Genomic DNA, 12,876 nt, shown 5'->3' with positions numbered 1-12,876 from the left:
CGGTCGGTCACCGCCCGGCTAGCGCCGACCAGCCGGGGTTGACCGGCTCGCGGCGCAGCGGCATGCCCGCCTCCGCCGGGGTCCGGTCACCCTTGCGCTGGTTGCAGCCGTAGCAGGCGGCGGTGGTGTTTCGCCACGTGTTCCGGCCACCCCGGGAACGCGGCAGGATGTGGTCGATGGTCGACGCCGGGCCACCGCAGTACGCGCAGCAGCGGTCGTCGCGGCGCAGCACCCCGGCACGCGACCAGGCCGGCCCGGAGTTGAACCGCCACCGGGTGACCACATACCGGACCAGCCGCACCACCCGGGGCAGCGGGAAGACGCCGATCACCCGATCGGGCTCCGCCTCGTGGATCTCGGCCACCCGTCGGCAGAGCATCCGGACGGCGTGTTGAAGGGTGACCCGGTGCAACGGGCCGAGGTCGGCGTTGACGACGAGGACGGCGTCCACCGGGACTCCTTTCGACAGTGGCGACGGACAGCGAAGAGCCGCCCGGTCCGGCGTACCGGACGGGCGGCTCGACGTGTACGGGTACGCGTCAGTCGGGCCGGCCCGCCCGGGGGTGTTCCGCAGGCCAACCGCCGCAGGGCAGCGGCGACGACGGCACGGTGGTGGCGTGCGACATCGTCATGAGCTGCTCCCGCGGTGGTGGTTGACCTTGCGTGATCACGGTAGGTCCGCACGGGAGAGAGGGGCAACGTATTTCGATCGGCCGCCCGGCTCCTCGGGAGCACGCTGACGGCGGGTGCGGGGAGTGCTGCCCACCGTGCGGCGGGCGGTCGTCAGTGGCCGGTCCAGCCGCAGTGCCATCCGTACGGTGAGTTCGCTGTCCAGCAGCGGACGGTTGACCTCACCGGCAACCGCCAACGCCGGTCCCGAGACGGAGCGCCAGATGGCGGCCAGCCCGGCGCCCAGACCGAGGAGGGCCACGGCGGCCCGCGTGGTCGGTGAACCGGCGGCCGCTGCCGCGCTCAGGCCGACCAGCGCGAAGAGCACCACCAGCAGTGGCACCAGCACTGGCCAGAAGATCCCTCGGGCGGCCTGGGCCACCAGCCGCCGGTCCCGGATGATCAGGTTCCGGGCTACCACCGCGTAGTCCTCCTCGTCGAGCAGGTCACGCGGGTGCAGCCCGCCGGTGAGGACGCCGCGCCACAGGTCGCCCTGGTTGCGCAGCTCGCGGCTCAACTCGGCGGGCTCCGGTTCGGTCGGGTCACCCCGGCCGGCCCGTTCCACGGCCACCGCCCAGGCGGCCAGCGAGCGGCGAACCACCGCGGCCGAGTACGGCGGCAGCACGCTGGCCAACTCGTCCAACCACCGGGTGATCTGGATCTGTCGGCCGTCGAAGCGGCGCAGAAGTTGGGCGGCGTCGCCGGGCCGGACCGTGTCGGCCAGGGACCGGCCCAGCCGGTAGGCCAGTCCGACCCGGAGATTGGTGGCCATCGCCCAGCGCAGCACGTCCACGTTGAGGTCGTCGAGGGCGAGCAGCAGCGGCTCGGTGTCGACCAGGTCCGCCCGTTCCCGACCGGGAAGGCGGTCCAGGTCGGGCAGGCGGTCCAGGTCGGGCAGTCGCGTGCGGGCGGCGGACGTGTCGGGCAGCGACCCGGTATGCCGGGTGAGCGCCGAGATCTGGGCCAGCGCGACGTCTACGCCGTCGAGGTACATCCGCATCCGGCGGGGGAGTGACATCTCGGTCAGGTTGGAGAGCTTGGCCGGTGGGTGGACCGGCGTGGTCGGTCCCGGTTCGGCGTGTTGCCCGTGGTGGTAGGCGTCCGCCATCCACCAGCCCAGCCGCAGGGCGGTGACGACGCAGGCGCGCTCGTCACGGATGAGTGGGTACGCGTCGTCGCGGACGGCCTCCTCGGCCGGCCGTCCGTCCGCTGCGCCGGCGCGGTGCAGTGGTGACATCGCCGCTGCCCTCCCGCCCGGTCGATCGAGGAGATGATCAATCGAGCGTACGGCAGCGTACCGTCGGTTATGTCTCTTTTGATCGGTTTGGGGCTGCTCGCCCGGCCAGCAGGCCGCGCGGGCGGACCGAGCGCACCGGCTCGGTCGCGGCGCCCTGCGCCCGCAGGATGTGGTTCGCCGCGATGATCCCGGTGGCCGCCGAGCGTTCCATCAGCGCGCTCGGGAAGTCCGTCGCGATCCCGTCGCCGGCCAGGTAGACGCCGGCCGCCTCGGTGCGGACCCCCGGACGCCAGGCGTGGCTGCCCGGGGTGAACGCCGGGGCCTGCGCCTCCACCCGGGCGCGCAGTTCCCGCACCCGCAGGTCGGCCGCCTCGGGCCAGAGCGTCACCAGTTCGCGGCGCATCCGCTCGGCCAACTCCTCGGCCGGCACGCCGGGCTCACAGGCGTACGCGTGCAACTCGACGACCGAACCGCCGGTGCGGTGCGCCCAGCGCCGCGACTCGTTCTCCAACCGGTGGTACAACGTCACCGAGTCCAGAGTGGGCTGCCGGGACACCCCGCTGAACACCGCCCGGTCGGCGGCGACGTCGCCGTCGCACCAGTACCGCGCCACCGCGTACGGCGGGCCCGGCCTGCCGAAGCGGGGCATGCGTGCCGCCAACTCCGGTGCGCCGGCGACCAGGTCGGGGGAGGCCGCCACCAGCGCGGCGAGCGCGGGTGGATCGACGGCCAGCACCACGTGCGCGGCCCGGTGGTCGCCGCCGTCGGTGGTCGTCACCCGCCAGCCGTCGCCGTCGCGGTGCACCCCCGTCGCGCCGGAGCGGGTGAGCACCCGACCGCCGTGCTTCTCCACGTGCCGGGTCAGCGGCTGCCAGATCGCCGTCGCGTAGTCCTCGTCCGGGCAGTCGAAGGCCAGCCCCTCCGGATTGCCCAGCAGGTAGAAGTGGAACTGGGCGACCATCTCGGCCGCCGACATCTCCGCCTCGTGGTTGAAGAAGGAGTGGGAGAAGACCTCGAACAGCATCGCCCGCGCCCGGTCCGGCAGCCGCAGCGACGCCAGCAACTCGTCGGCCGTGGTGTCGTCCAGTTCGGCGTAGGTGCGGACCGGATCGTAGGTGAGCAGCGGCAACGCCGCGTCCCGGTCCATCGACCGCAGGTCCGCCAGGCGCAGGCTGGGACTGCGCAGCAGCAGCGCGAGCAGGTTCGCCGGAGGCGCGGGGGGCAGCCGGCCGAACTCCTCGGTCGGCCACTGTGCGCTCAGGATCGGATATCCCGGGATCGGTTTGAGAAAGCCCAGGTCCGGCTCGACGCGCCGGAGGATCGAGCGCCAGTTGTAGTACTGCCGGAAGAACGCGTGGAAGCCGTGCTCGTTCTGCTGCTCCCCGTCGGGCAGGGCCTCCGGCCAGGCGCCCAGCCGTCCACCGATGGTCGGCGCCGCCTCCAGTACGGTCACGTCCACCCCGCGTTCGGCGAGCACCACGGCCGCCGACATGCCGGCGATGCCCGCGCCGACCACGACCGCCGTGACCGGTCGCGGCACGCGGGCGGCGCCACCACCGCCGGGGTCCACCTCATGCTGGCGTACGCCGATGAGCCGACCCACCACACGCGACAGCGCCACGGGCACCTCCCTCGTCTGCCGCCAGTCTGCTACGGCAGGCAGCGCGGCGCCCGGTCGGACGCGGGCCAGACGTACTCCAGATCGTCGGGCGTGTCGGTGCCGAAGATCGGGGCGTAGTGCGTCGGGTCCTTGCGCAGCAGGGAGGAGCGGTGGCTCAGGTGCAGGTCGTCGCGGCCGAGCCAGGGCGGCAGGTCACCGGCACGGGCCAGCTCGTCCTGGGTCCGTACGACACCTGCCCCGCAGGCGGCGGCGAGGTCGACGGTCAGCGTGGTGGCGCAGGTGTCCGCCCGGCCCGGCTCGGTCCAGACGGCGCACATGTCCAGCCCGTACCGGGTCAGCGCCTCCTCGTACCCGGCCCACATCTTCACGGCCGGGTGGTTGCGCCACCCGTACCCCGGCCAGGTGAGCCCGCGCAGCACCTGGATGGCCTCCACCCGCTGCTTGCCCAGCCGCTTCTGGTCCAGCGCGCGGGCGCTGGCCAGAAAGTCCGGGTACGGGAGGAAGGTCTGCATGGCAGGTGCTCTACCCACGGCCCGGGTCGGCATGCCTGCCCGGGACGATCCGGGCGGGGTCGCCCAGGGTGATCGTGCTGGTTACGATCCGGGCATGGCGGAGCCGTGGCGGGACCGGGCGCGACGGGCGGTCGAGTGGAACTGGCGGCTCCGCTCCGCCGGCGACCCGCGCCCGCACTACGTGATCTGTGGCCGGGACGCCCTGGCCTACTACGTTGCCCGCGCGCTGCTCGAATCCGACCTTCCCGTGGGCGGCGCACGGGTCACCGTCGTGGTGCCGGAGCGCTACCGCAGCACCGGTCCCGACGTGGCGAGCCTGCGCGGTGTCCGCGTGATTCGCTCGGAACGCCTGGACGTGGCGACCTTCGAGGCCGCCGGTCTGGCCGGGGCGACCGGGTTGGCCCTGCTGCACCAGGACGACGTGGGCAACCTGCACGCCGCGCTCTGCGCGCAGGCCGTCGACGAGCGCGTCCGGCAGGTGCTGCGAATGTTCAACGGCACCCTGGCCGACGGCGTCCGCAAGCTGATCAGGGCGCCCGTCGAGGTGCTCTCCGACGCCGAGATGGCCGCCCCGGCGTTCGTGGCCGCCGCGCTCGGCGAGGTCGACCCCAGCTCCTTCCAACACCGGGACAAGACGTTGCGGGTGGCGCGGCGTGCCGACGTCCGGACCCAGGACGTGGTGTGCGCGCTGGCCCGCCCCGACGGGCGGCAGGGGATGGAGTTGCTGCCGGCCGAGCAGGCCGGCGCGGACCTGGTGCTCGCCGAGGCGACCGGTCAGCCGCCGGGCACCGAGGTAGCCGCGCGGCGGCTGGTCCGGGCCCGGCGTCGACGCCGTCCGGTCGCGGTGCTGATGCGGGCCGTACGCGGCTTCGCGACCCGCAAGATCGGCATCGCGGTGATGCTGGTGCTCGCCGTGATCGCGGTGCTCGGGGCGCTGATCTCCCGCACCGAGGGCGTCTCTCCGTTGGAGGCGCTGTACCTGACCCTGGTCACCACCCTCAGCGGCGCCGACCCGGACACTGCCAAACCGCCCGGCGCGCAGATCATGCAGGTGGTGCTCAACCTGGCCGGTCTGGCGCTGATCCCGTTGATCACCGCCGTGGTGGTGGATGGCATCGTCAACGCCCGCCTCGCCCTGCACACCGGTCTGCTGCAACCGACCCGTGCCGGGCACGTCGTGGTGATCGGCCTCGGTAACGTCGGCACGCGGGTGATGGCCCAACTGCGCGAGTACGACGTCGAGGTCGTGGCGATCGACAAGGATCCGGCGCCACGTGGCGCGGCCCTGGCCCGCCAGTTGGAGGTGCCACTGGTCGTCGGCGACGCCGCGCTGCCCGAGACCCTGGCCGCCGCGTCGGTGGCGGACTGTCAGGCGCTGGTGGTGGCGTCCACCGACGACGTCGCCAACCTGGAGGCGGCGCTGGCCGCCCGCGACCTCCGCGACGACCTGCGGGTGGTGCTGCGGCTCTTCGACGGTGACTTCGCCGAGCGGGTGGAGGAGACCTTCGCGCTCGGGTTGTCCCGATCGGTCTCCTACCTGGCCGCCCCGGCGTTCATCGGCGCGCTCACCGAACGCGCGGTCATCACCACCATCCCGGTCGACCGGCACGCGCTGCCGGTCGCCGAGGTGCCGGTCGCCGCCGGTTCCGAGCTGGACGGCCGGCCGCTGGACAGCGTCAACCGGGACGGGCAGGTCCGGCTGATCGCCCGGACCCCGGCCGGCGCGGCGAAGACGATCTGGTGGAAGGACCTCGACCCCCGCCAGGTGATCTTCGCGGGCGACCGGCTGACGGTCGTGGCCCGCCGACGCGGATTGGACTGGCTGACGCGCCAGTGCGCCCCGCCCCTCCCCGGCGGGATGCTGACGCCGCCCGGTCAGATCGGATCGGTGCCCCGACCCGTGCCCGCGTCACCGGGTGCCGCCCGATCCGCCGGGTCGCTGCCCGCCCCTGCCGAGCACGCCTCGCCGGCCGGGTCGAGCGATCAGGAGGTGACGGGCGCGGCGCACCCGGTGTCACCGTCCCGCCCGCCAACCGTCGGGGCCGTTTCGCCGGCCCAGGGTGGGAGCGTTGACACGTGGCCCGGCCAACCGGCTGACGACGCCCGCATCCCGGACGAACCCGACTCCCGCGCGACGCGGCCAGGCTGATCGTCCAACCTCTGAGCGACAATCCATGGCATGCGTTTCCGCGTCCTGGGGCCGACCCAGGTGCTGGCGGCCGACGGGCGTGAGATTCCCGTGGGCGGCCCTCGCCTGCGCGCGCTGCTGGCGCTCCTTCTGCTCGACGCGGGACACGTCGTCTCCGCCGAGCGGCTGATCGACGGCCTGTACGGCGAACACCCGCCCCGGGGTGCCGCCAACGCGCTCCAGTCCCAGGTGTCGCGGCTACGTCAGGTTCTGCTCGCCGAACAGAACCCGGTCGAGTTCCACCCGGCCGGCTACCGCCTCGCCGTGGATCGCGAGGATGTCGACGCGTACCAGTTCGAGCGACTGGCCGAGGCCGGGCGGCGCGCGCTCGCCGGCGGTGACTGGGCCCGAGCGGCGGCCGAGTTGCGTACGGCGCTGGAGCTGTGGCGTGGCCCGGCCCTGGCCGACGTGCCGGGCGCACCCGCGCAGGCGGCCCGGCTGGACGAGTTACGGCTGGCCGCGATCGAGGACCGGGTCGACGCGGACCTGGCGTTGGGTGCGTCGGCCGCGCTGGTCGCGGAGCTGCGGGAGTTCGTCGTCGCGCATCCGCTGCGGGAGCGGTCCCGGGGGCAGCTCATGCGTGGCCTGTCCGCCCTGGGCCGGCCGGCGGAGGCGCTGGCCGAGTTCGAGGACGCCCGGAGCACGTTGGCCGAGCAGCTCGGCACCGACCCGTCGGCGGAGCTGGCCGCGATTCACCTCGCGGTGCTGCGCGGTGAGGGGAGCGGGTCGACCCGACGGGCGTTGCCGAGCCAGCTCACCACGTTCGTCGGGCGGGACGAGGAACTCAGCCGCGTCGGCGCTCTGCTCGGCGAGCGCAGGTTGGTCACCCTCATCGGTCCCGGGGGAGTGGGCAAGACCCGGTTGGCGATCGAGGCGGCTGGCCGCCTGGACGGGGAGGTCCGCTTCGTCGAGCTGGCCGGGTTGACCGACGGTTCGGACGTACCGCAGGCGGTGTTGAGCGCGCTCGGCCTGCGCGACGCGGGCCTGCGCGCCCCGGCCGAGCCGGGTCGGCAACCCGCCGATCGGCTGGTCGAGGCGCTCGCCGAGCGCCGGCTGCTGGTGGTCCTCGACAACTGCGAACACGTCGTCGCCGATGCCGCCCGGCTGGCCGCCCGGTTGCTGGGCGCGTGCCCGGGGCTGCGTGTCCTGGCCACGAGCCGTGAGCCGCTCGGGTTGGCCGGCGAGGCGTTGTGCCCCCTGTCCGGGCTCACCCTGCCGCCAGCCGGCACGCAGGAGCCGGATGTTCACGACTACGCCGCCGTCCGTCTCTTCGCCCAGCGGGCCGAGGACGTCGCGCCCGACTTCGCCGTCACGCCGGCCAACCTCGGCACGGTGTTGCGGATCTGCGGCACCCTCGACGGTCTGCCGTTGGCGATCGAGCTGGCCGCCGCACGGCTGCGCGCGTTGTCCGTCACTGAGGTGGCCGCCCGCCTCGACGATCGATTCCGGCTGCTGTCGATGGGCAGCCGGGCCGCCTCGCCCCGACACCGCACCCTCCGGGCCGTGGTGGAGTGGAGTTGGGACCTGCTCGGCGACGTCGAACGCAGACTGGCCCGACGGCTGACCGTCTTCGCCGGCGGTACGACGCTGGAAGCCGCCGAGCGGGTCTGCGACCTGCCGAACGTGGACTTCGTGGAGGCGTTGACGAGCCTCGTCGACAAGTCCTTCGTGGAGATGACCGGTGGTCGGTACCGGATGTTGGAGACGGTCCGTGCCTTCTGCGCCGAGCGTCTCGCCGAAGCGGGTGAGGCCGACGACCTGCGTCGCGCGCACACCGCGTACTTCCTGGAGTTCGCCTGGACCGCCAGCGACCACCTCCGGCGTCCGGAGCAGCTGCACTGGTTGCGACGGCTCGACGCCGAACGGGACAACCTCCACGCCGCGCTGCGCCGTGCCACCGCGGCCGGCGACTCCGTCGACGCGGCCGGCCTGGTCGCGGCCCTGTCGTTCTACTGGTGGCTGCGCGGCATGCGCGGGGAAGGGGCCCGGCTGGCCGCGGACGTCCTCGGACTATTCGGCACCGAAGCGCCTCCCGGGCTGCGCGAGGAGTACGCGCTCTGCGTCTACAACGCCTCGCTCAGCGGATCCGGGCAGGTGGACTCGTTGGGTACGCAGCGTTCCGTCATCCGCAGTCTCGACCGGCCGCCGCGCCAACCCTTTCTGCTGTACCTGTCGGGAATCTCGGCCGGACCGCCGTCCGGTGGGTCCGAGCACGTCAAAGAGCTGATGCGAGAGTTGCGGCGGCTGGTCGGCTCGGACCTGTGGATTAACGCGCTGGGCGCGATGGGGAGCGGCTCGGCGCAGATGTGGAGTGGTAGGTGGGACCAGGCCGGGACGGAACTGGAGATCGCGCTCGACGGTTTCCGGCGGGCCGGGGACCGCTGGGGATCCATGATCACTCTGGGCGCGCTCGGCGAACTCGCGGCCCGGCGCGACGATCCGGAAGCGGCGGGCACCCACATGGACCAGGCCATGAGGCTGGCCGAGGAGCTCGAATCCGTCGTCGACCAGGCCGACATGCTGCGTACCCGGGGCGAGATCCGGCTGCGCGCCGGTGACCTCGTCGCGGCGCGCGACGACTTCGCCGCCGCCCTGGTCCTCGCGCAGCGCAGCGGCGCACCGGAGTTCGTCTCCGCCGCCCGGCTCGGCCTCGCCCAGGTGGCCCGACTGGGTGGTGATCTGGCCGAGGCGCGACGGCTCTGCGAAGCGGCGTTGACCGGCGGTCTCACCGGCTGGTACGTCGGCGAGGCCACCCGGACGGAGATCATCTTCGTGCTGGAGCAGATCATCGAGGCGGAGAAGGCCGGGCCCGGTGCGCCGCCGTCAGCGGACCGTGCGTGACCCGTCAGCGGACCGCCGCACCGTGGGGGCATGACGACATTCGAAGTGGTCGCCGAAGGGCTGGGCAAGCGGTACGGCCCGACCCGGGCGCTGGACTCGTTCGACCTGGCCGTCCCGGCCGGCACCGTGTACGGGCTGCTCGGCCCCAACGGCGCGGGCAAGACGACGGCGGTACGGATCCTCGCCACGCTGCTGCGTTTCGACGCCGGCCGGGCCAGCGTGGCCGGGTACGACGTGCTGCGCCAGCCGGACGAGGTGCGCGCCCGGATCGGGCTGACCGGGCAGTACGCGGCGGTCGACGAGACCCTCAGCGGCCGGCAGAACCTGGAGCTGTTCGGCCGCCTGTTCCGCCTCGGCCGCCGGGCGGCCCGTCGACGCGCCGACGAGCTGCTGGAACGGTTCGGGCTGCAGGACGCGGCGGGTCGCTCCGCCGGTGAGTACTCGGGCGGGATGCGCCGACGGCTGGACCTCGCCGCCAGTCTGATCCGTACCCCGAGGGTGCTCTTCCTCGACGAACCCACGACCGGCCTGGACCCGCGCAGCCGCAACCAGGTGTGGGACCTGGTTCGCACTCTGGTCGCGGACGGGACCACCGTGCTGCTCACCACGCAGTACCTGGAGGAGGCCGATCAGCTCGCCAACCGCGTCTCGGTGATCGACGCCGGGCGGGTGGTGGCCGAGGGCTCGCCGGACGAGCTGAAGGCGATGACCGGCGGTGACCGCGTCGAGGTGGTGGTCCGCGACGCCGCCGCCCTGACCCGGGCCGCCCGGGTCATCGCGTCGATCTGCGGCGCTGAACCCGAGGTCGAACCGGAGGTCCGTCGACTCAGCGTCCCGGTGGCCGACCGGGTCGCCGGCCTGGTCGACGTGGTGCGGGCCTTGGACGACGCCGGGGTCGCGGTCGAGGACATCGGTCTGCGGCGCGCGACGCTGGACGAGGCGTTCCTGTACCTGACCGGGCACCGGACCGACGAGGCTCGCGAGCCCGTCGGGGTGGGACGAGAGGCGGACCTGGCATGACGGCAACGGTGGTCGACGGTTGGACGATGACCAGGCGGAACATGATCCACGTGATCCGCGCGCCCGAGGAGCTGATCCTCTACTTCTCGCTGCCGATCATGTTCGTGCTGGTCTTCGGGTACGTGTTCGGCAGCGGCATGCAGGTGGCCGGCGGTGGCAACTACCGCGAGTTCCTGCTGCCCGGTGTCTTCGTGATGACGATGCTGTACGGCCTGGGCGCCACTGCGACCGGCGTGGCGATGGACCTCAGTCGAGGTGTCGTCGACCGGTTCCGGTCGATGCCGATGGCCCGGTCCGCCCTGATGACCGGTCGCAGTGTGGCCGACCTGCTCCGCGCGCTGCTGGAGATGTCCACCCTGCTGGTCTGCGGCCTGCTCGTCGGGTGGCAGTGGCGACAGGGCGTCGGCAAGGCCCTGCTCGCAGTCGGGCTCCTGCTGCTGCTCCGCGTCGCGATCACCTGGGCCGGGATCTATCTGGCGCTGCTGGTCCGTAATCCGGACACGGTCGGCGTGATCGTCTTCCCGGCCGCGTTCCCGCTCAGCGCCATCTCCAACGTCTTCGTGTCGCCCGAGCTGATGCCGCCGGTCATCGGGACGATCTCGGAGTGGAACCCGTTGTCGGCCACCGTCGCGGCGACGCGTGAGCTGTTCGGCAATCCGGGGCTGGGGGGCGACTCCTGGCCGGCTGAGCACGCCCTGCTGCTGGCGGTGTTGTGGCCGGTGCTCCTGATCGCGACCTTCGCCCCGCTGGCGGTGCGTCGTTACCGGCGGTTGAGCCGCTGACCGGGCCGTCGGTGGCCCGCCCGTAGCGCGTACCAGGCGATGCCGACGGCGAGCACGCCGAACCCGGCGACGACACTGCCGAGCGGCAGGTTGACCGCGAGCACCAGGCAGCCGGCCAGCCCCAGGGCGGCGAGCACCCGGACCGGCGACCGCCGGTCCGGGTCCCGGCCCAACGTGAGCGCCGCCGCGTTGGTGATCGCGTAGTAGACCAGCACCGTGCAGCTGGAGAAGCCGATCGCCTGCCGTACGTCGCCGAGCAGCACCACCACGATCACCACGGCGGCCACCGCCACCTCGGCGCGGTGCGGTACCCGGCGCACGGGGTGCACGGCGGCCAGCGCGCCGGGCAGGTCGTGGCGGCGGGCCATCGCGAGCGTGGTCCGGCCCACCCCGGCGACCAGGGACAGCAGCACCCCGACGACGGCGATGGTCGCCCCGGCGCGGACCACCCAGGCCAGGCCGGGCAGCCCGGCGGCGGTCACCACGTCGACCAGGGGCGCCGCGGACCCGGCCAGCCGGTCGGCGCCCAGCACGCCGAGCGTGATCACGGCCAGGACCAGGTAGATCGCCAGCACCGCCCCCAGCGCCAGCGGGACCGCCCGGGGGATGGTCCGCTCCGGGTCGCGCACCTCCTCGCCGAGCGTGGCGATCCGCGCGTACCCGGCGAAGGCGAAGAACAGCAGCCCGGCGGCGGTGAGCACCCCTCGCGCGGAGCCACCGGTATCGGTCAGCCGGTCCAGGTGCACCGGCCCGCCCACCAGGCCGACGGCCGCGACGAGGGTCAGCACGACGAGCACCAGCGCGACGAGCGCCTTCGTGGCGGTGGCCGTCTTACCGATGCCGCGCAGGTTCACGGCGGTCACCGCGAGGACCGCGCCGACGGCGACCAGCCGGGTCTGCCCCGGCCACAGGTACGCCCCGATGGTCAACGCCATCGCCGCGCAGCTCGCCGTCTTGCCGACCACGAACCCCCAGCCCGCCACGAATCCCGCCAGCGGGCCGAGGCGTTCCCGCCCGTAGACGTAGGTGCCGCCGGACTCCGGGTAACGGGCCGCCAGCCGCGCGGAGCTGGTCGCGTTGCAGAAGGCGACGAAACCCGCGAGCAGCAGCGCGGGCAGCAGGCCGGCGCCGCCGGCCGCCGCCGCGGCCGGGGCGAAGACCACGAAGACGCCCGCGCCGAGCATCGAGCCCAGCCCGATCACAACCGCATCGGGTACGCCCAGCCGCCGCGCCAGTCGATCCACGAGCCGAAACCCTAGGGGTACGACGTGAACGGGCGGTCCCACTCACGTAACCGGCCGGGGAGCGGCAGATCGTCCCACGGCACCCGGTGCAGCAGCCGGTCCAGGAAGAGGCCGAGCAGCAGTGCCGCGACGCCGTCGGTGAGCCAGTGGAAGTTCAGGTATGTCGTGGTGACCAGCAGGATCGCCGGGGGTGCGAAACGGATCAGGCGGTACACGCTCGGGTGCAGTCGCCCGGCCGTCAGCGCGGTCAGCAGCACGGCGATCACCCCGTACCAGACGATCGCGTTGGCGACGTGCCCCGACGGATAGGAGAGGTCGTACTCGGTGGGCGGCAGGTCGTTGAAGATCCGGACCGAGTGAGCCGGCGGCAGGTCCGAGCTGGGCGCTGCCCGATCGGTCACGATCTTGAGCGGGCCGACCGTCAGGTACAGCAGCACGAATGCCGCCGCCAGCAGCAGCAGTGGCCGAACCGTGCGGGAGCGCCACGCGACCGCCAGCCCGAGCGCCCCGGCGATCGGCATCAGCAGCCAGCCGCCCTGCCCGAGGAAGTTCAACACCCGCGCGGTCCAGTAGATCGGCGCCGGATGATGGGCGTAGGCCCATTCGCGGACCGCGAGGTCCAGCCCGAGCAGCGCCCCGTTCGCCAGCGCCAGGGTCACCGCCCCGAAACCGACCAGCAGGAGAGCGTCGAACCACCAGCCGGCCGGGCGGACGGGCCGAAGCCGCAGGTCACGTCGTACACCCGTGGGTTTGAGCACGCGA

At 73.2% G+C, this 12,876-nt stretch carries 10 protein-coding genes; 4 read left to right on the top strand and 6 right to left on the bottom strand.

Features of this window, described 5'->3' with window-relative positions; translation table 11 throughout:
- Nucleotides 1-7 precede the first annotated feature (7 nt).
- The 4 genes from ABZ272_RS17410 to ABZ272_RS17395 form a co-directional block, all read right to left on the bottom strand.
- Nucleotides 8-451, bottom strand: a complete 444-nt coding sequence (locus ABZ272_RS17410; protein ID WP_355050949.1) for an HNH endonuclease — start codon at nucleotides 449-451, stop codon at nucleotides 8-10.
- Nucleotides 452-667: 216 nt separating this feature from the next.
- Nucleotides 668-1,906 carry a hypothetical protein gene (locus ABZ272_RS17405; RefSeq protein WP_355050948.1) on the bottom strand — a complete coding sequence of 413 codons (1,239 nt, stop codon included), beginning with the start codon at nucleotides 1,904-1,906 and terminating at the stop codon, nucleotides 668-670.
- Between the two features lie 67 nt (nucleotides 1,907-1,973).
- A complete protein-coding gene (locus tag ABZ272_RS17400) occupies nucleotides 1,974-3,527 on the bottom strand; it encodes an FAD-dependent oxidoreductase (protein ID WP_355050947.1) in 1,554 nt (517 codons plus the stop codon).
- 29 nt (nucleotides 3,528-3,556) lie between these two features.
- Nucleotides 3,557-4,039 carry an MSMEG_6728 family protein gene (locus tag ABZ272_RS17395; protein WP_355050946.1) on the bottom strand — a complete coding sequence of 161 codons (483 nt, stop codon included), beginning with the start codon at nucleotides 4,037-4,039 and terminating at the stop codon, nucleotides 3,557-3,559.
- A 94-nt stretch (nucleotides 4,040-4,133) separates the two neighbouring features.
- Here ABZ272_RS17395 and ABZ272_RS17390 point away from each other — a divergent pair, with 94 nt between their 5' ends.
- From ABZ272_RS17390 to ABZ272_RS17375, 4 genes are read left to right on the top strand one after another with little or no spacing between them, the layout of a single operon-like run.
- Nucleotides 4,134-6,188: an NAD-binding protein gene (locus ABZ272_RS17390; RefSeq protein WP_355050945.1), complete on the top strand. Its 2,055-nt coding sequence runs from the start codon at nucleotides 4,134-4,136 to the stop codon at nucleotides 6,186-6,188.
- A gap of 30 nt (nucleotides 6,189-6,218) precedes the next feature.
- On the top strand, nucleotides 6,219-9,068 hold the full coding sequence (locus tag ABZ272_RS17385) for a BTAD domain-containing putative transcriptional regulator (RefSeq protein WP_355050944.1): 2,850 nt from the start codon (nucleotides 6,219-6,221) through the stop codon (nucleotides 9,066-9,068).
- Between the two features lie 30 nt (nucleotides 9,069-9,098).
- Nucleotides 9,099-10,088 (top strand): ATP-binding cassette domain-containing protein, encoded by a 990-nt coding sequence (locus ABZ272_RS17380; RefSeq protein ID WP_355050943.1) that lies wholly within the window; start codon nucleotides 9,099-9,101, stop codon nucleotides 10,086-10,088.
- Between the two features lie 26 nt (nucleotides 10,089-10,114).
- Entirely contained in the window at nucleotides 10,115-10,870 is a 756-nt protein-coding gene (locus ABZ272_RS17375; RefSeq protein ID WP_355050942.1) for an ABC transporter permease, read from the top strand.
- Here the strand turns inward: ABZ272_RS17375 and ABZ272_RS17370 are convergent.
- Nucleotides 10,849-12,114, bottom strand: a complete 1,266-nt coding sequence (locus ABZ272_RS17370; protein WP_355050941.1) for an APC family permease — start codon at nucleotides 12,112-12,114, stop codon at nucleotides 10,849-10,851. The genes ABZ272_RS17375 and ABZ272_RS17370 overlap by 22 nt on opposite strands.
- An 11-nt stretch (nucleotides 12,115-12,125) precedes the next feature.
- Nucleotides 12,126-12,872: a phosphatase PAP2 family protein gene (locus ABZ272_RS17365; RefSeq protein ID WP_355050940.1), complete on the bottom strand. Its 747-nt coding sequence runs from the start codon at nucleotides 12,870-12,872 to the stop codon at nucleotides 12,126-12,128.
- Nucleotides 12,873-12,876 lie beyond the last annotated feature (4 nt).

Origin of the sequence: Micromonospora sp. NPDC005979, from assembly GCF_040614415.1 — a bacterium.
Taxonomy (GTDB): Bacteria; Actinomycetota; Actinomycetes; order Mycobacteriales; family Micromonosporaceae; genus Micromonospora.
Note: the sequence above shows the minus strand (reverse complement) of the source record. Positions and strands in the feature narration are given on the sequence as shown.

What these genes read in the sequence shown, in the direction of transcription:
- ABZ272_RS17385 (WP_355050944.1), top strand. Translation starts at nt 6,219, where the DNA reads ATGCGTTTCCGCGTCCTGGGGCCGACCCAGGTGCTGGCGGCCGACGGG.
- ABZ272_RS17405 (WP_355050948.1), bottom strand. Translation starts at nt 1,906, where the DNA reads ATGTCACCACTGCACCGCGCCGGCGCAGCGGACGGACGGCCGGCCGAG.
- ABZ272_RS17375 (WP_355050942.1), top strand. Translation starts at nt 10,115, where the DNA reads ATGACCAGGCGGAACATGATCCACGTGATCCGCGCGCCCGAGGAGCTG.
- ABZ272_RS17395 (WP_355050946.1), bottom strand. Translation starts at nt 4,039, where the DNA reads ATGCAGACCTTCCTCCCGTACCCGGACTTTCTGGCCAGCGCCCGCGCG.
- ABZ272_RS17390 (WP_355050945.1), top strand. Translation starts at nt 4,134, where the DNA reads ATGGCGGAGCCGTGGCGGGACCGGGCGCGACGGGCGGTCGAGTGGAAC.
- ABZ272_RS17380 (WP_355050943.1), top strand. Translation starts at nt 9,099, where the DNA reads ATGACGACATTCGAAGTGGTCGCCGAAGGGCTGGGCAAGCGGTACGGC.